Source organism: Bradyrhizobium sp. UFLA05-108 (assembly GCF_059803455.1).
Map to the genome: position 1 here is coordinate 81790 of NZ_JBANAZ010000030.1, position 20411 is coordinate 102200.

Genomic DNA, 20411 nt, shown 5'->3' on the forward strand with positions numbered 1-20411 from the left:
TTCAGAACTCTCTATTGAAGGGGATCACGGAGCTGGCGTCGTAGAGTTCGGCGACGGCGCGTTCAGGTACCGTTGGCAGGGCGCTTCCACGCGTGCCCACGAACAGGCTGCCTTCAGTCGACGCGCAATGAAATTCGGTGCGTAGAAACCGTGTGCCGGAAAAGTCGCTGCCGTCGACCTTGGCATGGTGCATTAGCGCATAGGGCATGTCGGCACCGCGGAATGAGGCGGCCTTGGCGGACGCACGCGTGAATACGGCCATCTCCAGTGTTGTCTTCGTGAGATCGCAGCCGTCAAGGCGCGCTTCCAGAAAGATGCATTGCTTCAAGTTGGCGCTTCGCAAGTTGGCCGCTCGCAAGTCGGCCTTGTCAAACAGAGTATTCGAGGCGTTGGCGCGCGAGAGATCTGTACCGACGAGGCTGGCGCCTGGCAGTATCGAGCCGGAGAGGTCTACACCGGACAAATTGGCGCCGTTCAGCTTGGCACCACTCAAGTTCGCGCGCGTCAGCGAGAGGCCTGTGAGGTCCCGGTCGGAGAGATCGCATTCCGCAAACAGGATGGTGTCGCATCGCATGCCGGTGAGACTCGCACTGCGCAGATCGGCCTGGGTAATGGCGGCGTTCGTGAGGGTCGCGCCGTCGAGCACGAGCGTGGCCAGGTCGCAGTCCATGATGGCGCTTTGTGACAGGGTGGCGTCACGCAGGACAGCGTAGGCCAGGACGCAGCGTATGGCTGTCGTTTGGGTGAAGCGCGTCTCGCTGAAGTCGCTGCGGCTGAGATCCGAAGACATCAACGTCGACTGGACCAAAGTCGCCCGTCGCCAGTTGGAATGGCCCGCGCAGCAACTGATAAACGTGCATTTGTCGAAGCAAGCGTCGGCGAACAAGGCGCCGCTGAAGTCGCAGTCCTGAAACGTCATGCCAGTCAGGGAGGCGCTGCTGAAGTCGCTGTTGCAAAAGGAGGAGCTCAGCACGATGCCCTCGTTCAGGAGTAGTCCAGACAGCGTCTCGCCATCGAGATTGACTTGGCGTATCGGGACGCGGTGGGCGATTGATTGCAGCAGTAGATCAATTGACATGGCGAGGGACTATAAGGACGGTGCGATCGATATTGGCATTGCTCAGATCCGCTGCGACCAATGTCGAATCCATCAAGTCGGCACCGTAAAGATTTGCATGGCGCAAACTGGCGCCGGCCAGATCAGCCTGATTGAGATGTGCCTCGAGCAGGTTGGCGGCATAGAAATCGCAGCCGCGCAGATCGTTGCCGGTGAAGACCGCACCTTTCAGCGAGGTCATTCGGAAGGTCGCGTGCAACAGAGTTGACTTGCCAAAATAGACACCGTTAAGCCGCGCCATGCTGAATTCGGCGCCGGCGATGTCGGCGTCCTGAAACGAAAGCCTGTCCCCGCTGCTACGGTCGAAGCGGGCATTGCGCAGGTTGATCTCGCCGATGAAGCTGACTTGGTCGAATTCCGAGGCGCTGAGATCGAGTTGCGGCGCTGCCACTTTTAGAAAGCAGGTTTGCGCGAGGCGGGCGCCGGAAAAAGCCCCACCAGACAGCGACAAGTCCAAGAACTGGGTTTGCTGGAGGAGAGCACCCTGCCATATGCTATTGTCCAGGGCGGATTGAATGAAACCGCATTGCTGCAACTTTGCAGAGCGGAACGTTGCCCCGATCATTGGCACTTGCAACAGTTGAAGATTGGTGAGATGCGCCTGGTCGAAGGACGCGCCCAGCATTCGTGCACCGAGAACGTTCGTACGAACAAGCCGGCCACTTGCGAAACGCGTCCCACGGCAGTCAGCTTGACCGAGATTGGCGTCGGTAAGGTCGGTCGCGCTTAAATCGGCGTTGACGAGCACCGCGCCGGCAAGTGTGGCCTTCATCAGTTTGGCGCCGGCGAGGTTGGTTCCGTTCAGCTTGGCGCGTTCGAGAAAGGCGCCAGAAAGATCCGCTTTTACGAATTGCCTGCCAGAGAGGTCGGCGCCGGCAAGATCGCGGCCGGCTAGCGAACGGACGCGGCTGAATTCTTCCTCAACGACGTCGCCCAGCGCGCGCGCCACAGCTGGAGCCAGCACCGATTGAGGTTCGAGCGGCTTGGGTGAGGCCAGCCTGACTGCTGCCATGGCGGTTGTCAGCTGACCTTCGGCTTTGTCGATCTCAGTCCGAAGGTTTCTCACCGCTTCCTTTGTTTCCACGATAGCCATGTCCAGCGCCGCGTCGGGCGTATCGGCGAGCGGCGGCTGATCGGTCCCGATCAAGGCCTCGAACGGTGCGCGACCATCGCTGGCTAACGCTGGGAGCGCATTGCTGAGCGCCGCCTCGGCATCGGTGAAGGCCGTAAATAGAGGCTGCACGGTTTCAGCGGGTAGGCCACGGTTCTCGATCCGCGCCGCGATCTCATCAATGGTGGGTCGCGGTGGCGGCTCGCATCTGACGTAGGCTTCCTCTGGCAGCGCAAGGGAGGGGATGTCGGGTGGTAAAAAAGCATCGTCCGACAACGCGGTTCGCATCGACTCAAGCGGTCTTCCAGCTGGCAGGCCAAAGAAGCGAGCATGCGCAAGTTCGAGTTGTTTGTGCTCGTCGACAGACGGGGTTGCAGCGCCAACAATCTCACCACGCCAATCCTTCGTACCCGCGAGCGTAGTGTCGAGATCGTGCAGGAGGGCCGGATCGATCTCCGGCGGCAATGCAGCCAATGACGGGATCTGCTCAAAGCTTGTGTCCATCGCGTGCGCAGCGTCCATGCTGCCGATCGCGGCAAGCAGTGCGTCGATATCGGTCGATGCGGCATTGCCGCTCGAAAGCCTTTCATAAGCTCCGCGCACGGGCTCGCATTGAGCCGCGAGCTTGTCGATGTCGGAGCTGGCCTTGTCGTAGACAGCCTCCACCGCGTCGAGGATCTCGGCCAAGTCGATTTCGCCGCTTTCGAGTTGCTCGGGCAACAATTCGGGAATACTTGATGGTTCAACGGGCGGAGTCTCGATTGTAGGACGCAGCACAGGAGGAAGGTCGACACGGGCGAGTTCCTGATCGAGCGCCCAGCGCCTGGAGGCCTGCTGCTGCGCTGCACGTTCTTTGGCCAATTCTTCTCGCCGTGCTGCGCGACGTTCGCTTTCGGCAGTCGAAAGCTCGGGCGTGAGTTAATGTTCCGCAAAGGCGTAGCGCGCGGCGGTTCTCGGATCGAGACGCAGCCGCCTGACATTCAGATAATGGTCTGTCGACCGCGCAGGGTCGCTCTGTAGCTCGTAGGCGACCATAATGTCGGTAACGTCACTGCCGTCATTTTCCTGCACGGCAATCGCGGCGCGGTAGATCATGATGCCACGGCGGGCACCGGCGAACAGCCACAGCGTGTCGATGCGCGTCTGAAGTTCGCTAACGGCGCGCGCCGGATCGCTCCAGCCGATGAAGCAGCGCACGCGAAACGTGGGCAGGTGGCCTTCGATCAACGCCTGTTCAGAGGAGAAGTTTTGCAGCACGTACGGCTCACCGCCGCAAAGAAAGCCGCTTAGGCGCTGGTCTGGCGGTGCGAACAGGAAGAGGCGCGGATCGACATCAAGCGCCAACGCCGGAGCGACCGATTTCAGCCAGGCGGTGTCGTAAGTGCCGGCGTATCGCAGGCGCTCCTGACAGTCGAGTGCCATTGGTCCGAACGCCGCAGGCTCCGCCGCTGTTTCGATGAACTGGACCGCGTGCTCGGGATCCTCCACATTGGGTAGCGCCACCAGCTCGCCAGCCATGCTGCGGCCAAAAGCGTCGTGGCCGATGCCGGTCGGGTTCGAGGGATGTCCGACCCCGCCGAAGGCGCGCTGCCGCGTTAGCGGCATCTGCCGGAAAGGTTTGGCAGCTGTTGGTCGCCAGCCGGAGGTCGTCATCTGCCAATAACGATCGCCAGTCACTAAAAGGCGTTTCTGCATCGGTCCGAGCGACCATCCTAACATCATGCGCTGGGTCGGCCGTCCCTTGGGCGCCGCCGCATGTCCACCGATGAGCACTTCCGCTTGTGGTTTGGGCATCCCGATGTCAAGCGGGCTGCCGGGCGGAAGCTCTTTCGCGCCCAATACCCAAAGTTCTTGCTCGCCTTCCAGACGGTCAGCGCCTGGGTTGGCTAGGTCGAACATTGCGTAGACGGAAATGATGAGGCTTGCCCCGCGAGGGCGGCGCTCGCATTTAGTCAGCAGACCGAGCGTTCGGGGCTTTATAAGAATGGGCATGAGAGCGCCCCGCTAAATGTCCCACGTTCGCAACCTTAGTTCTCCGGCGTGACAGAGTTACGAATTGATCCGTTGCCACGGGCGCGGTGAATTGACGCGCATGGCAGTCGTTCGCCTGAAGAGGGCATCGTGCGATTGGGTGCAACAATCTCCTTCAAACGGTCGCCGCGATAATCGCGGGAAACGAAGTCGTTTCGCGAGCACGGCCGCTTGTCCGTGTCCCGTTTCTGACGAACGCACAACGCCTGTCGTGTTCGAGACAGCAATCGTGGTCTGTCGCGCGTCTTTGATCAAAGTGGGATCGGGAGCCTCAGTCGCCGTCTGAAGGGAAATATCTTGCCTGCGCATTATAGCAACGACTGACTGGCAGCGTTTCAAACAACGTTTGCACTTCCTCTCTTCGCGCGTTCCGCGGCTGGCTTGGTGTCCACAGCAAACAGTCCACACTCGCGGTATCCCGCGACAGATTGAGATTAAGTGCTTGTGAGTACCGGCCTACAACGAGCCACGAAAATATCATTGCAGCGCCCGACACACTTCGTGCAGTAAAAACGTCCGCAGGCCGGATAAGGGAGCTCGGTCTCTCACCACTACGCTGGGCGCAACAAAATAGTTCGCACGTTTCAGTGTATGAGTGGCTTTCACCTCGCGTGAGCGGGGTGAATACAGCAGAACGACAAATGCTGCGCGCTTGGGCGATATCCGACGGTTAATTAAGACAGTGCGAAACGCTATAGCAGCGCGGCTCCATGCTGCGCTGCGAGTGCGGGGACGTGGCGACGGCGTGGCCCGGATCGAACACCTGATTCATCGGCACGGCATCCGCGCTCTTATGGCACGCTGCGCTCATCATGGCCTGCTGATCGCAGAAGCTCACGATCGCAACTCTGACGGCCGCCGCGGTGAACCGAATCCAACTGTCGATATCACGTACATTCCGACTGCGAGGAGGTTGGGTGTAGCTTGGCCGTGATCATGGACCTCTTCAGCCGGAAGATCGTCGGTTGCGCGAGGCTGGTTCACAAGCTGGTCGAACTCGTGTCGCCCGCGTAGAGAAGCAGGCAGAAGTCTCCTCAGAGAGCCAGTCGTCGATCGGTCGAAGGGGTAAATCGCACCATGTCTGGCGTTGGATGCCGGGCACGCGGAGGGGATGAGATGGTTTGCGGCTGTCCGGTCAGGGCGGCCTTTTCGATTGCGATTAGTGCGCGCAAGTCTGCCAATCCCTCATCGCCATCAGCCTCGGGCGGCGTTCCAGCCTCGATGCAAGCTGAAAAGTACTCCACCTGCGCACCAAAATGGTCGATTTGCGGGAAGTGGGTTTCGCCGACCTCGCCGCCACGGCGCAGGCGCAATCTTGTTGCCGTCTCGAACCTAAAGCCTGGGTCGAGTTCGAGATCGCCCGTTGTTCCGACGACCCGATAATTGTCGACGACGGCCGCCCCGAAGCTGGCGACGAATTGCGCCAAACCGCCGGAGGGAAAACGCAGCATAGCTGCGACGGACGCTTCCACCTCGCGAAAACGCGGATCATCAGTCGGTCGGTGCGCCATCGCCATGGCCTCGATCGGCTCTTCTGCAAAGATGTGACGAGCGGCATTGACGCAATAAACACCGACGTCTTGCAGTGGTCCACCCCAACTCGCGGCCTTTAGTCTGTGGTTCCCTGCCGCCGTCTGGAAACTGAAAACCGATTGAAAGAAAAGTGGTCGGCCGATCGCGCCGTTGCGGATATGTTGGAGGATCGCGACGGTTCCAGGTTCATTATGAAGCCTGTACGCGGTCATCAGAAACGCACCAGAGTCGCGCGCAGCGGCGATCATGGCAGAAGCATCTTCTTCGCTGGTAGCTAGCGGCTTCTCCACCAGGACGTGCTTGCCGGCGCGAGCGGCGCGAATAGCGTAGTCCGCATGCAAGTGGTTGGGTAGAGCGATGTACACAGCGTCGACGTCAGTGCTCTTCAAAAGGGCATCGTATTCGCCATAGTCGACGATCTGGCCAATAGCATAAAAATCCGCCAACTTGGCGGCCTTGTCCCGATCGCCGGTCACGATCGCGGCAACCCTTGAGTTTGCGGACTGTCCGACACCTGGCAGAAAGGCTTGTTGCGAGATCGAGCCCGCGCCGACAACTGCATAGTTGATCATCGTTTCCTTTCACATGGCTCGCATCGAATTGCGTGCGAGACCGATAGAATTCCGTTCGGCGTCTTCACCCTCTATCTGTCAGTCATACGGCGACGTGGTCCAATTAGGAGATACCACGCCATTTCCGGCGCGAGGCTCGGCGAGTTTCTCTGCGACGGCCGAGGCGACAAAGGTGTCATACGTTCGCCCGACCGGAAGGGCCGGCTTTTGCTGCGCTGATCCATTCAGCCATCTGCCTGCGGTAAACGTCCTCAATCTCGGCAGCACCCATTGTCTGAATACAAATGATCACCGAGGCTGTCTCTGTTGAAGAGCCGAAGCGATGCGGCAGCCAGCGACTACCGCGCCCTGCCGACCGATCAATTCGACATGAACGTGATGCCGCACTGGCGTTTATGTAAACCTCCGCCGATCTCGTTCTTGTCGGTATACATCGAGTCGCGAGGGGTTCACCGTTGGGCATGCCCTCCACGTGCGCAGAAACCATCTTCGATTTCAAAAGCCAACCGCTGATGTTGATCGCGTGGACCCACGAATTCGTGACGGCCGCCCGACCGATAGACCACTTCGGCCACCCGCGTTTCGGAGCGCCGAAGGGCGAATGCTCCATAGGGAGCCTCCTGCGCGCGAGCTGCATCGGCGTCCAAAACCCCCGCAAGGTAAACACCGGGATTTATCTGCGGGAGTATCGTAGTATGTTTGGCCCGCATTACCTCCGTCCTGAGAGTTCCTATTTTGACGCTCATTTCAGCTCCCCTCCGAACGTCCCACCAGATGACTGATCCGGTGGATTAACTGTTAGACCTGCGGCCAGATCGAGTCGGGCCTGCCAATTGCGCCTGACTTTGCGGATGCATTGTCGCGGCTGGCTCTCTGTTGCGGCAATGATTCAAGTCGCAAGAACATCAGAACCAAAGGTTGGCAGGGACCGACGTCCACGTTCCAGCAATTGCCGTGCCACCAAAGACCTCGTGCAAACCTTGTTTGAAGGAGGCGACGCATACTGAGCCGACGTCAGGCTTTAGGCGCAAATCTCGCGAGCCCAGCACCCACCTGCCTCAGTGGGGCAATGCATGACACTGGGCCCAAAGACTCCTTGGATGTCCTGCACTTTGCGGCAACTGCGGTCGTAACTGCCGACCAACCCAAATGCGCTCCAGCGCCAGCACTTATAAAGTGTCTGATGTTCAGCCGCGTTCAAGCCGAGGAACTAGAGTAATGATGTGGCCTTGCGCATTGTTCGGGGTTGCCTCCCGTCGTCCGGCGTCCAATCGCGCCGTGTAAGGCCAACCGCGGATGTACAGATTTGTCGGCTGGAACAGCCTCGGCAGGACGCCCATTCTGTTCAATGCGCCGATCAGCGCGTCGGGGGCCGGTTGCTTGCCATGGTCCCAGCTCCCACCGACGACACGTCCGAAATCCCACATTGACCACAGACCACTGATCTCGAGCGCGATTTCGAATCCTCAGTAGTTGAGAACGTCGAGACTTCCATCTCCGGCCAAGTCTTTTCTGGATCGTGCTCCTGTTCGGGGAGGACCACAACGCCTATCTCGCCGGGAAGGCCCAGAAGACGTTCACCTAAACTTCTAACCTTACTTGTGTCAAACAGAACGACCTCGTAGGAGCTCTCATATTCCGTTTTCACTCCGTCCAAGCCATGCTTCTGCGCCATCGCAGCCCATGCGCCCAGTTCGTCAGGTTCAACTTGATCATACCACTCGTCCATGACCGCCAATTTGAGTGGCTCTCGCGCCTCGACAATGGAGTACCGCCCAGAACTACCTGCATAGCCGTGTGCAGCGTTCACATCATTCTCTAAAGCCATCCAAATAGCTTTGCCCGAATGCCCGCTTTGCCCCGCGCCGCCCCACACTCCATCCCTATTAGCATGGTTGAACTTGGTCCCCGCAGGAAGTTCCTCTATCTTGCTGCTCACCCAACCAGGATTCCTGGGTGGCACGCTTGGGTGCCTATCGTCAGGGCAACTCGGTGGCGGCTGCTGATGTTGCATGTCGAACTCTTTACACGTGCGCTTGAGTTTATCCATTGATGGCTAACGTGTTGCTGTCGCTTGGATCAATGTTAGCGCGGTCAGTTGGCCGGATCGCAGAGTATTGCACGCAATCATCGAAGCAGGCGCAGGTTTCATGGCTAAAGCAACAATGATGAGACGGCCCTTTTTCTGTTGAAGCCCCGTCTGGTTTGATTTGGGATGTCTAGGCGGCCCGCGGCGAACGGCCAAAGATGGGCCATCGGCTACAAACGCAAGAAAACTATTCGTGCGTGTGCAACTGAAATCGAATTTCAAAAACTGAATCTCGACCTGATCCACAGGCTATAAGGGGGCGACCTCAAAAGCCTGGGACAATCTCGAGCCGATTGCCGAGATCCGAACGCCCCACCCCACTTGGTGCCAGGTACGATTTTGCGATCCTCCGCAAGAGCACTGGCGTAGGACAGAGATGAAGCTGCTTGGAAGTCCATGGTGCGCGTACGCCTCATGCCCTTTGCAGAAAAGGACGATTGGGGAAGTCCGTCCGTCCATGGATTGGATCATACGATGTGCTGGTGCTGCCTTCGCGGCTCGATGGTCGACCAGGTCGTGCTAGAGCTGCTCGCGCTCGGGGTGCCAGTTATTGCTTCCGCCGCTGGTGGACTGCCGGAGCTCATACAGGATGGCGTAAACGGCTTTCTTTGCCAGCCGCGACAGATTTGCGAATTTGCCAATAGAATTGAAAAGCTTGCGCTCGATCGGAATTTGCTCAAAGGGATGAAGCAAGCTGCGAGAGCCGGCGCCGAGAGAAGCCTCGACGCGCTTAAAAAGCTTTGTCGCTATGAGCAAGGATTGAGAGCATTAGCCGGCTGTGCGAATCGACTATGGTGGCGACGATCAGAAGCATTCTTGAGCTCGTCAATACTCGATAACTGATTGGGGATGGCCGTCCGCGTGCGCCCCCCGTGAAATCAATCATTGACAGCTTGCCTCGAATATCTCCATATATGGGTGTCACGGTCCTACTGCGTCGCAAGATGTAGTGGCTAAGAGGGAAGCCGGTGAACTGCGCCTTTGGTGCGGAATTCCGGCGCTGCCCCCGCAACTGTCAGCAGCGAGCTGCTTCCGGACAACGTCACTGGTGCGCCCGCGCCGGGAAGACAGGAAGCAAGCAACGACCTGCGAGCCAGGAGACCTGCCGTGACGATCTGAACGTCCACGGGCGGGGTGTCCGGCGGTCGCTTGCACGCACCGTCCGGCAACACGTCTGCCGGCGTTCCGGCAGCGTCCTTCCTTATCGCCCCGTCCAAACACAACGCGCGCATCACGGGGCCCTTTGATGTCACTGAACCTGCACGACGCGGACACCGCTTCCGCACCCATCATCCAGTTGCGTCCACAGTCACTTGCGGCTGCTTCCAGCGAGCCGGCCATGCAGATCATCCGCCGCAACGGGAAGGTCTCGCCGTTCGATTCCGCCAAGATCGCGGTCGCAATGACCAAGGCTTTCCTCGCGGTAGAGGGCAGCACTGCGGTTGCTTCGCGCCGCGTTCACGAGAGCGTCGAGCAATTGACGGCCGAAGTCATAGCAGCCCTGATGCGCCGCGCAGGTGAGGGGCGCACCTTTCATATCGAGGATGTGCAGGATCAGGTCGAACTCGCCTTGATGCGCAGCGAGCACCACAAGGTCGCCCGGGCCTATGTGCTGTACCGCGAGGAACGGTCCCGCCAGCGCGCCGAGGAAGCGGCCGCGCAGCCGGCGCCCATCGCCGCACCGATCCTTCACGTGACGCTGCCGGACGGCTCGCGCGTCGGTCTGGACACGCGCCGGCTCGAACTGATCATCAATGAGGCCTGCGACGGTCTCGACGGCGTCTCCGCAGCCCCCGTGCTGGCCGAGACCACCCGCAATCTCTACGACGGCATCAGCCAGGACGAGCTGGCGCTGGCCTCGATCATGGCCGCGCGCACGCTGGTCGAGCAGGAGCCGAGTTATGCCTATGTCAGCGCACGCCTGCTGCTCGACAAGCTCCGCGGCGAGGTGCTGTCGCATGTCCACGGCGTTACGACGTTGGCCTCGCAGGGCGATATGGCGACGCACTATGCCGAATACTTTCCGGCCTATGTGAAGGTCGGCATCGCAGCCGAACTGCTCGATCCCGAACTCGCCCGCTTCGATCTCGGCCGCATCGCCGCGGCGCTGAAGCCTGAGCGAGACCTGAACTTCCAGTTCCTCGGCCTTCAGACGCTGTACGACCGCTATTTCCTGCATCAGCAAGGCAAGCGGATCGAGCTGCCGCAGGCCTTCTTCATGCGCGTAGCGATGGGCCTGGCAATTCGAGAGCTCGACCGCGAAGCCAAGGCGATCGAGTTCTACGATCTCTTGTCGTCGTTCGACTTCATGGCCTCGACGCCGACGCTGTTCAATTCCGGCACGCTGCGCCCGCAGCTGTCGTCCTGCTTCCTCACCACCGTATCGGACGACCTCGATGGCATCTTCAAGTCGATCAAGGACAATGCGCTGCTGGCAAAGTACTCCGGCGGCCTCGGCAACGATTGGACGCCGGTGCGCGGCCTCGGAGCCCACATCAAGGGCACCAATGGCGAAAGCCAGGGCATCATCCCGTTCCTGAAGGTGGCCAACGACACCGCGATCGCCGTCAACCAGGGCGGCAAGCGCAAGGGCGCGGTCTGCGCCTATCTAGAGACCTGGCACGTCGACATCGAGGAATTCCTCGATCTGCGCAAGAACACTGGCGATGACCGCCGCCGCACCCACGACATGAACACCGCCAACTGGGTGCCGGACCTGTTCATGCAGCGCGTTGACGCCGACGACGAGTGGACGCTGTTCTCGCCGGACGAGACGCCCGATTTGCACGAACTGTATGGGACGTCCTTCAAGGCGGCCTATGAGGCCTATGAAGCCAAGGCGAAGGCCGGTGGCATGCGTGTGTTCAAGACCGTGCGTGCGACCGACCTCTGGCGCCGCATGCTGACCATGCTGTTCGAGACCGGCCATCCCTGGATAACCTTCAAGGACCCCTGCAACCTGCGCTCGCCGCAGCGCCACATGGGTGTGATCCATTCCTCGAACCTCTGCACCGAGATCACGCTGAACACCTCTGCCGACGAGGTCGCGGTCTGCAATCTCGGCTCCGTCAACATGCTCGCCCATGTCGGAGCTAACGGTATCGACCAGGCCAAGCTGAAGCGGACGGTGACGACGGCGGTACGAATGCTCGACAACGTCATCGACATCAATTTCTACACCATCGCGGAAGCGCGCCGCTCCAACATACGCCACCGGCCGGTCGGGCTCGGCCTGATGGGGTACCAGGAGGCACTTCAGGTCCAGCGTATCCCGATCGCGTCCGAAGCGGCGGTCGCTTTCGCCGACATCAGCATGGAAGCGATCTCCTTCCACGCCATCCAGGCATCCTCCGATCTCGCCACCGAGCGCGGCCGCTATCCGAGCTTCGAGGGCTCGCTATGGTCGAAGGGCATTTTGCCGCTCGACTCTATCCAGTTCGTTGCCGACTCGCGCGGCGGGCTCGATGTCGATCGCTCCTCGACGCTTGACTGGGATCGCCTCCGCAAGAAGATAGTGGCAGGCGGCATGCGCAATTCGAACGTCATGGCGATCGCGCCGACAGCGACGATCTCCAACATCTGCGGCGTGTCGCAGTCGATCGAGCCGAATTACCAGAACCTGTTCGTCAAGTCGAACATGTCCGGCGACTTCACGGTCGTGAACGAGTTCCTGGTCCGCGACCTCAAGGCGAGGGGGCTTTGGGACGAGGTGATGGTGTCCGACCTCAAATATTTCGACGGTAGCGTCGGCCAGATCGATCGCGTCCCGGAGGATCTGAAGGCGCTCTACGCGACGGCCTTCGAGATCGATAGCGCCTGGCTGATCGAGGCTGCCGCACGGCGGCAGAAATGGATCGACCAGTCGCAGTCGCTCAACCTCTACATCGCCAATCCCTCCGGCAAGAAGCTCGATGCGCTCTATCGCCTCGCCTGGCGGCGCGGTTTGAAGACCACCTATTATCTGCGCTCCAGCAGCGCCACGCACGTCGAAAAATCGACCCTGAAGGGCACCGACGGCAAACTCAACGCGGTCTCCGTATCGGCTGCGGCCTCGCACGCCCCAATCATAATGCCAGCCGCGGCAGCCCTGGACCTCGATGGTATCAAGGCCTGCCGGATCGAAGATCCCGAATGTGAAGTGTGTCAGTAAGGAAATGACGATGCTCAATTGGTCCGATACCGAAACCACGGCGGCCGCTCCGGCCGCCTCGGCTTTCACCGCCGCGCTCCACCCACAGACCCAGCTCAAGCTCGAGCCGGCAGATGGGACCGGTCTCGGCGCGATCGATCGCACGGGCGGCCGCGTGTCCGTCGACGAGAAGCGGATGATCAACTGCCGCGCCGACGTCAACCAGCTCTTGCCGCTGAAGTACAAATGGGCCTGGGAGAAATATCTCTCCGGCTGCAACAATCACTGGATGCCGACCGAGGTCTCGATGCAGGCCGATATCGCGCTGTGGAAGTCGCGGGACGGCCTGACGGAGGACGAACGGCGCGCGATTAAGCGCAACCTCGGCTTCTTCGCCGCATCGGAATCGCTCGTTGCCAACAACATCGTGCTGGCGATCTACCGTCATCTCACCAATCCGGAATGCCGGCAGTATCTGTTGCGGCAGGCCTTCGAGGAGGCGGTCCATACCCACACCTTCCAGTACATCGTCGAGAGCCTTGGCCTGGACGAGGGCGAGCTGTTCAACATGTACCGCGAGGTGCCCTCGATCACCGACAAGGCGGCCTGGGCGCTCAAGCATACACAGCATCTGAACGACCCTTTGTTCCAGACGGGAACGCCAGACCATGGCCGAGCCTTCCTGCGCGACCTGGTTGCCTTCTACGTCGTGTTTGAAGGAATGTGGTTCTACACCGGCTTCGCGCAGATCCTGTCGCTCGGCCGACGCAACAAGATGGTCGGCATCGCCGAGCAGTATCAGTACATTCTGCGCGATGAGAGCATTCACCTGAACTTTGGCATCGACGTGATCAACCAGATCAAGATCGAGAATCCGCATTTGTGGACGCCAGAGTTTCAGGAGGAGGTCCGCGGCATGATCCGGGAGGCAGCCGAGCTCGAGGCTGCCTATGGTCGCGATACGATGCCCCGCGGTTTCCTCGGCCTGAACGCTGCGTTGTGCGAACAATACATGCACTTCATCGCGAACCGACGCTGCGCGCAGATTGGACTTGTGTCCGTCTTCGCCGAGGTCGAGAACCCGTTCCCGTGGATGTCGGAGGCGATGGACCTAAAAAAGGAGAAGAACTTCTTCGAGACCCGCGTCATCGAATACCAGAACGGCGGTGCACTGAGCTGGGATTGACGTCGAGTAGCAGCAGTCGCGCGTCAGGTTTCTGACGCGCGCACTCGGCTCGGTGAGAGCCCCTTTGCTCGCGCGAATACCCGGCAGGCAGTCAATCGCTATGATCGTGCGACGAATATTGATTGTTCTCGACCGTCGCTATCTCTTAATCAGCAGGTCCCACGTTCGAGCCCTGGTGCGCCTACCAAGGGGAAATCTTTGGTTTCCAGTAGCTTCGCCAAATGTCTGTTGAGAACAAAACGAATTTCGTGCGACGTTTTAGGATGGGACGTGGCACGGCTGGATTACCGGGCGACTTTTCCTTTGCTTCTGTATATTCTCCTTACTTACGTAATCTAGGCTAACGAGGGGAGGCGTCTGTCAGGTGCCTTCCTTTCTCCACGTGACGCTGCTGAACGAATGCCCGCGATCTAGCGATTCTAGATCCGCTGGCTTCCTTTGATGCGCGATGAAAATTCACGGCCGAGATGGCATTGGACGGCTTATCCGTGGGCACATTGCGTACGAACACCGCCGCGCGTCAGCACTTTCCCATAGGCCGCATCCACACGTGGCCCGGTTTGCCATCAGGCCATTCCTGATTCAGACAAAGCGAATTCACATTCGCGACTTTCGTCGCCAAGGCGAAGTTGTCCGGCGCCGTGAATTTGCCAGCGGCGACTTTGACATCCTTGACGTCGGCGACATCGAGTACAAACGCGCTTTGATTGCGATTCACAGCTCGGGCGAAGGTTTCGAGTGTGTCATTCGCGAGGAAGTCGAAACGGACGAAGTCCCACTGAGTCCACTGACGGAACAGATCGTCCAAACGGCGGGCGAACCAGGCACGATGCACGTCGTCTTCCATGTTCAGCGGTTTTGGAAGCATCGTATGGTAGGTTGGAATGGCAAATTGCTCGTCGCTGCATTGCGTCTGGGCGTACAGTTGTTTGACGACGGTAGCGCTTATATACTTCGTCGCAATCGGCTCCGGCATTGTCTCGTACGCGCAATAAACCAGCGGGGCTTGCGAATGGGAGGCTGACCGGCGTGCGCTGAGAAGCTGCTCCCACCGTCGCTCAAGGTCGCGAAGATAAGTGTTTTCATCCGCGGCAAACAAGTCCTTGACCTGGCGGCCGCAAGCGTTTGCGAGTTTATCGACGCCGAGAGTTTCGAGCACATACCGCAAAACGCCTGGCGCTGGCGCGATATCACTCCCCTGAGAGGGCACGCCGAGCAGCAGCACGCCGATCGTGCGGGCCAACATTCCGTCGGGATCGTTGGAATTTTGCCACGACAAAAGCATGTTCTTGGCAATCAGGCCGCCCATGCTATGGGCAACGATGATGACCTGCTCGTAGCGTTCGAAAAGCCTGCTCGCTTCGATTTGTCCGCGGATCAGCCTCGCGGCCTCTGGCACGCTGAATGTGGCGCAGCCCGACGTCGTCAATCGGCTGTAGTCGACGCCCCAGACGCCCAAATCTTCAAGGCGGAGAGGAGCCGGCAATACATCTCGGAGAGCCGCCGCCGCCAAACGATAATCGTCCGACGCAATCATTTCCGGCCAGCTCTTGGAGCTCTGGGGATTGCGGAAGCTGTCGATCGCGCCATCGGCGCAAGATTCCCTCGCGGTCTTTCCTGAAGGCACCGCGCAGCCGCCCAGGCCATGAAGGAAGAGAACCGCGATTGGAGAGCGGCCGTGGCTCCACTCAATAACGCGGACGCTTTGCGCGCTCGCGAGAGAAATGCTTGCCAGAACAAGCAGTACGGCTAGCCAGACGATCCTCATTAGCATCGGCCTCCTTTAACGGAGGCCCAGGGCGCCTTGACCAGCGATCCGACGGTCGGCGCCTCGGTCCAGATGTCGAAGCAACCTCGCGTCACTTGTCCGTTCAGCGTCACCTGGTTGGATGGAGCTACCGGCGACTTGACCGTCAAAGGCATGGTGAACTGACTGGGCTCGGACCCGCCACTCACAAAAGCTGTCAGCTTATCCCGGTTGCTCATCATGGCAGTAACGATCGCAAGACGAAGCTCTGGATCGATCCGGCCTTGGCTTAAGTTGGTGGCCGTGGTGAAGATGATGGCGGCGAGCGTATACTGCCGGAAATCAGATGTAGCGCCTTGGTTGGCCAAAAAAGCCAACGCGTGATCGAACGTGCTGGCTTTCGCGCCATCCGGAATCTGAGAGCGCCGGCGCACCTCATTTCGGAATTGGTTCCAGAAACCAGGGTCTGACATCCCTGACGCGCCGGGAGCGAATTTGTCGGCGTCTGGCGAACGGCCGGCATTGGCGGCCTTGGTCAGATCCGAGAAGATGGCGTCGTTGTCCGAAGGCCCGGCATTGGCTTCCTTAGAACCGGCCGGCGCTCCCCAGACCAGGTCGCAATCGCGCGCCATGTCCTCCCGGACCGCGCAGGTCCCGACTGTGGATTCGGACCGAGCCTTTTGGAAGCGGCAGCCACATTCCTCGCCCAAAGCATCGGTTGCTGAAAGCGCGAAAATCGATAGGAGGGCCGTGACGCCATTCGCGGTCATACGCCGGCTCGGCCTGATCGATTTTTGCGGGATATCCAGCGCGGCGAATGACATCCGTGCCTCCAAAATCCATCAAAAAGTAACTTAAAGTCGTAATAGCTTCATTGCGGTATCACAGGTGATGTTAGGTTGCAAATAGATCCGAAACACGCACTGCCCGCGAGCCATTCGGTCGAACGAACAAGCTCCCTTTTGGCTCATCATTTATGGGGAGTGATCCGCTTAGACAGGCAAAGTTCGCGTAGGCGGGAGTTCGGTGTAGCAGCGTATTGCTCCAAACATCCTCGTGACACCACGCGAGTGCGACGCCGAGTGCTACAAGTCCGACAGCAGACATCAAGCTGGCTAGGGCGCGCCTTGACGCATCTCGCTGATGAATGCCGCAATCGCTTGGCCACGGGCGAAGGCCATCTCGTATGCGAATACGATCATCGTCGTGCCTTGTTTGGCCACTTCTCTCATGACGCGGAGCACTTCACCCACGAGTTCTGGGTCGAGAGCCGATGTCGCCTCGTCAAAGAGTGTAACGGCGGGTCGCATCGCGAGCGCGCGGGCGATTGCCATGCGCTGCAGTTGGCTACCGGAGAGGCGGGCGGATATTGGTCAGCGCTTTTCGGCCATGTCGACCTTCTCGAGCAACGCCAGCGCCTGCTGCCGCGCCTCAGCCCTGTCTCGGCGCTGAACCGACACGCGCCCCATCATGACATTCTGGAGCCCTGTCCGAAGCGGAAACAAATTGAAGCTTTGAAAGGCCATGCCCACATGCTCGCGGTTTCTGCCCTTCTCGTCAAGCATGCTACGACCACCCTCGGCCGGGCGTCGGCGGTGTGACTGCCTTGAGGTTCCGTCATGCGATCGATCGTCCATCGCGATTTCGATCGGCATCCAGCGTCGGCGCCTATCTGGGTCTAAGCCCGCCGGGCAGCCAGTCTGGCGAGACCGACATCAATGGCAACATATCCCGATGGGGTGACCGTCTTCTCCGCACCTACTTTTTCGAGGCAGCTACCGTTCTGCTTCACCAGACGAAATAATGATCTTCTCGTAATCCAGCCAGCGTTGTGATCGCTCATTCGGGCAGCCCAAAATTCAGCCCGACCGCTTCTAAAATCCCTAGCTAGTCTCTTGCTGTGCTGACTGGACTTGCATCTGGCAACCTTGGCTTTTTTTTGCCGCCGATGTCGTTTGGCCAGCTTGCTGCCCCAGCGAAATGGGAGGGAAGGCGTCCCGGAGCGCGGAACACGTCTCGCAAACGTCGAGCCAACTGAACGGCTTGGGGGGAGCTCTGGCCACCGATGCTATATCGGAAATGCTCGTAGACGCTTAGGACTTCGCGATTGAGCGAACGTAATCGCTAGTGAGTTCCAATGAGGATCTCGACGCAGCCGATCACGACCTCGATCAGGATGAGCACGACAATGGCGACCTCCAGGCGAAAAGAGCGTTGCGTGTCGATAATATCCGTTAGCGCATTCCCAGTCTCGGAGATTGCCTTGAGCTTGCGCTCGAGCGTGTCGAGACGCTCAAGCAGTTCATATTCGTCCTCCAGACGCGAATAGAGACGGTCGAGCCCGGGCCTCTCCCCGAGCACGTCAGGCTTTTCCGCGACGGCGACACGGCCAGCGACGCGCTGCTGCACCAACAGCACGTTACCAATCAGTTGCAGGATTCCCTTGCGTCGGCGCGGCGTGCGGCCGCGCTGGGCGAGCTCTCGCGCAAAGGGCTCGATGACGTCGAACACGGCGCCGACACGGCGCTCGTCGCGGGCAAGCGCGGTGCTCTTGGCGATCGCGTCCGCGATTAGGAGCAGCCGGTCGTCGGAGAATTTGGCGATGCAGATTGGCCCGCCAGGCTGGATAGTCTCGGAGGCGTCATCGTTGCAGAGCTGCGCCTGCGCGGTCTCTTCCTCGTAGGGACTGAATTCGCCGATCACGCGCGGCTTCAAGGTGTCGACCAGAACCTTCTCTTCGGAGGGCGAGAGGCCGATCAGCACCACGATGCCGTAGCGGAAGATCACGGCGAGCCCGGCATGGACCCGGAAAGCGGCCGGCGTCGACGACACCATCGTTCCGATCTCCAGGCCCGCCGCATTGATGCGGTCGCCCAGCATCAGAGCACGAAACTCCAAACTCGGCGCGGCGTCCTGCCCCGGTGATGTTGCGAACGTGGCCACAGAAAGTTGATCGGCGTTCACACGAAAATCCTCATTGGACAGATCCAGATCACCCGTTTGCTTGCTTGCTCGTCGAGACGCGACGGCCGCACGCCGAAAGGGCCGCCATCCTTGCAGGGATGTAATCAGTCGCACTGTCCCGACAATCTTCGCGATAAAAGTCGATTACGCTCGTCGGATCGCGCACGCGAGGACACAGTCACTTCCATCGCGATGAGGTCGGCTTTCTGTCATCTTGGGCAAGTTGCACCTACTGTTCGTTCGGGAGCGCCGTTTAATGCGATCATGTTCCGCTCGTGATCAGGCGGCTCGGCGGCGCATTGTCGCGACTGAAGCGAATATCAAGCAAGTGACTGTCTCATGCTTGAGGCTGGCGCGTACACTTCGACCCAGCGAAGCATGTCAAGGATGGGCAATGGGCTGGTGAGTCTCCATCCCTTATCCGCTTCTACTTGAGTTTCTGCCGCACGATCATTGCGCAGCAATCAAGCCCCTGCACGGAGCCGAGGGAGCCATGTCGCGGTTTGGTGGTTGGTTCCGTGCATATGTCAATGCCTTGTGGGCAAAGCCTCCGCGCTGCCAATTCGGGTCTTCCAACTTCGAGTGCTGCAACGCAAAGGTCCATTTACCCGGCCGGGCATGCGCGCGTACTTGTAAACGTAGAACATGCGCTATCTCCGGGCCAGCATCTACGCTTCGCTCTCGCCGCTAACAACCTGCCGGAATTGGTGGGCCGGCTCCCTCTTGGTTGCTTGATCATGCAGGAAGAAGTGCCGGACGAGATTGCGCATGTTGGTCAGCTTAACGGACCGCGGGGAGTTTCATTTGAATGCCACTCCATGCCGAGGTGTCTCCGCTCCAAAACAGCACGATCTACCTCAATCGTACGGCGCTTGACATGCTCCACGAATTTGAATCGCAGCGCAAGCATTGGGCTGTGAAGGAAGTGGACCTTTACCGGGTAATGCAGATCCTGTCGTCAGCGCCCCAAGTTTTTCCAAATTGCCGAACATGAGAGTATTGAACCAACCCTCGCATCAATGATGATGCCGTTCATCGCAGATCTCGAGGGGCACGTTCATGCAGAAGCCGGTGTCGGTGGAAGGCCATCGCCGGACCATAGAGGACAACTTCGCACCGCCAAAAACGGGCTCGCAACAATCCATTTGGATGTGCTCGTCGGAAACTGATTGCCTTTCTGTAAGCGCCCGGCGGCTGCGCGAGCGTTGCTGCGCCAGTCGGACTTAGGCACGGCCATACTACCAGAGTTGATAGTTTTCTTGCTCTTCACCTATCAGCTAAGTTAGCTGTTTCGGAAGGCACATGTCGTGCGCGCAACGCGAGGCCGGGAGGGGAGAAGAATCGATGCGGTTTGATTTCACCGCGCTGCGTCACACCTCTCTCAATACCTGCGATCGTGTCGCCTCGTCTTCCGTTGGCAATTGCCCCGCGCCTTCAAAAGGACTATCGGATCGAAAATTCAGTTGAGAATGCAAAATGACCGATGACGGAGCGATTGATGCTGGACCGGTAAACTCTATTGGTGGATCTCATATCCTGCTTGACCTTTGGGAAGCGAACCACCTTTACGATCCGTCCATCGCGGAAGACGCAATCCGAAAAGCCGTTCGCGCAGCGAAAGCGACGCTGATCCACCTTCATGTGCATAGGTTCGTCCCAAGTCACGGCGTTTCGGCAGTAGCGTTGCTGGCCGAATCGCACATGACCTTACATACTTGGCCTGAGAGCGGCTACGTGGCTGCTGATGTTTTTGTCTGTGGCAGCGGTGATGCAAAAAGTGCAGTCGCGGTTTTGATCGAGGCTTTCCAGCCTAGACGATCTGACGTCCGCAGTGTGAGAAGAGGTAGCGGTCAGGCAAGTGGAACTTACGACCAAAGCCCATAAGGGTGCGCCGCAGCCAGACGTGGTCGCGGGAGGGGCATGCGATTGGTG

The 20411-nt window shown here is 59.4% G+C and carries 14 protein-coding genes, 2 pseudogenes and 1 riboswitch; of the genes and pseudogenes, 5 read left to right on the top strand and 11 right to left on the bottom strand.

Annotated features, from left to right (window positions below):
• Position 1: 1 nt before the first annotated feature.
• The 6 genes and pseudogenes from SO140_RS22410 to SO140_RS22435 all read right to left on the bottom strand — a co-directional run bounded on the left by SO140_RS22410 (position 2) and on the right by SO140_RS22435 (position 8303).
• Positions 2 to 670 (bottom strand): pentapeptide repeat-containing protein, encoded by a 669-nt coding sequence (locus SO140_RS22410; protein WP_498543165.1) that lies wholly within the window; start codon positions 668 to 670, stop codon positions 2 to 4.
• Between the two features lie 39 nt (positions 671 to 709).
• A pseudogene (locus SO140_RS22415) lies at positions 710 to 1078 on the bottom strand (pentapeptide repeat-containing protein); the annotation flags it as partial.
• A complete protein-coding gene (locus SO140_RS22420) occupies positions 1068 to 3089 on the bottom strand; it encodes a pentapeptide repeat-containing protein (protein WP_498543147.1) in 2022 nt (673 codons plus the stop codon). The pseudogene SO140_RS22415 and the gene SO140_RS22420, both read right to left, overlap by 11 nt.
• Positions 3090 to 3146: 57 nt before the next feature.
• A complete protein-coding gene (locus SO140_RS22425) occupies positions 3147 to 4220 on the bottom strand; it encodes a DUF2169 family type VI secretion system accessory protein (protein WP_498543148.1) in 1074 nt (357 codons plus the stop codon).
• A gap of 1073 nt (positions 4221 to 5293) precedes the next feature.
• Positions 5294 to 6364, bottom strand: a complete 1071-nt coding sequence (locus SO140_RS22430; protein ID WP_498543149.1) for a Gfo/Idh/MocA family protein — start codon at positions 6362 to 6364, stop codon at positions 5294 to 5296.
• 1357 nt (positions 6365 to 7721) lie between these two features.
• Complete coding sequence (locus SO140_RS22435; RefSeq protein WP_498543150.1) at positions 7722 to 8303, bottom strand: hypothetical protein; 582 nt, start codon at positions 8301 to 8303, stop codon at positions 7722 to 7724.
• A gap of 546 nt (positions 8304 to 8849) precedes the next feature.
• Between SO140_RS22435 and SO140_RS22440 the strand changes: the two genes are divergently transcribed.
• The 3 genes from SO140_RS22440 (at position 8850) to SO140_RS22450 (ending at position 13768) form a co-directional block, all read left to right on the top strand.
• Positions 8850 to 9296, top strand: a complete 447-nt coding sequence (locus tag SO140_RS22440; RefSeq protein WP_498543151.1) for a glycosyltransferase — start codon at positions 8850 to 8852, stop codon at positions 9294 to 9296.
• A gap of 64 nt (positions 9297 to 9360) precedes the next feature.
• A riboswitch (cobalamin riboswitch) is annotated at positions 9361 to 9577 on the top strand.
• Positions 9578 to 9699: 122 nt separating this feature from the next.
• Positions 9700 to 12603, top strand: a complete 2904-nt coding sequence (locus SO140_RS22445; RefSeq protein ID WP_498543152.1) for a ribonucleoside-diphosphate reductase subunit alpha — start codon at positions 9700 to 9702, stop codon at positions 12601 to 12603.
• Positions 12604 to 12613: 10 nt separating this feature from the next.
• Positions 12614 to 13768 (top strand): ribonucleotide-diphosphate reductase subunit beta, encoded by a 1155-nt coding sequence (locus SO140_RS22450; protein ID WP_498543153.1) that lies wholly within the window; start codon positions 12614 to 12616, stop codon positions 13766 to 13768.
• A 520-nt stretch (positions 13769 to 14288) separates the two neighbouring features.
• Here SO140_RS22450 and SO140_RS22455 read toward each other — a convergent pair.
• The 4 genes from SO140_RS22455 to SO140_RS22470 all read right to left on the bottom strand — a co-directional run bounded on the left by SO140_RS22455 (position 14289) and on the right by SO140_RS22470 (position 17080).
• Positions 14289 to 15536: an alpha/beta hydrolase gene (locus tag SO140_RS22455; protein WP_498543154.1), complete on the bottom strand. Its 1248-nt coding sequence runs from the start codon at positions 15534 to 15536 to the stop codon at positions 14289 to 14291.
• Positions 15536 to 16339: a hypothetical protein gene (locus SO140_RS22460; protein WP_498543155.1), complete on the bottom strand. Its 804-nt coding sequence runs from the start codon at positions 16337 to 16339 to the stop codon at positions 15536 to 15538. The genes SO140_RS22455 and SO140_RS22460 overlap by 1 nt, the downstream gene beginning before the upstream one ends.
• A gap of 291 nt (positions 16340 to 16630) precedes the next feature.
• Positions 16631 to 16885, bottom strand: a complete 255-nt coding sequence (locus SO140_RS22465) for an ATP-binding cassette domain-containing protein (protein ID WP_498543166.1) — start codon at positions 16883 to 16885, stop codon at positions 16631 to 16633.
• A gap of 3 nt (positions 16886 to 16888) precedes the next feature.
• Positions 16889 to 17080, bottom strand: coding sequence for a hypothetical protein (locus SO140_RS22470; protein WP_498543156.1), 192 nt, complete (start codon positions 17078 to 17080; stop codon positions 16889 to 16891).
• A gap of 17 nt (positions 17081 to 17097) precedes the next feature.
• Here SO140_RS22470 and SO140_RS22475 point away from each other — a divergent pair.
• Positions 17098 to 17316: pseudogene (locus SO140_RS22475) on the top strand (transposase); the annotation flags it as partial.
• A 323-nt stretch (positions 17317 to 17639) separates the two neighbouring features.
• Here the strand turns inward: SO140_RS22475 and SO140_RS22480 are convergent.
• Positions 17640 to 18479, bottom strand: coding sequence for an RMD1 family protein (locus tag SO140_RS22480; protein ID WP_498541620.1), 840 nt, complete (start codon positions 18477 to 18479; stop codon positions 17640 to 17642).
• 1476 nt (positions 18480 to 19955) lie between these two features.
• Here SO140_RS22480 and speD point away from each other — a divergent pair.
• Positions 19956 to 20363: an adenosylmethionine decarboxylase gene (gene speD, locus SO140_RS22485; protein WP_449378417.1), complete on the top strand. Its 408-nt coding sequence runs from the start codon at positions 19956 to 19958 to the stop codon at positions 20361 to 20363.
• The last annotated feature ends 48 nt before the right edge of the window (positions 20364 to 20411 follow it).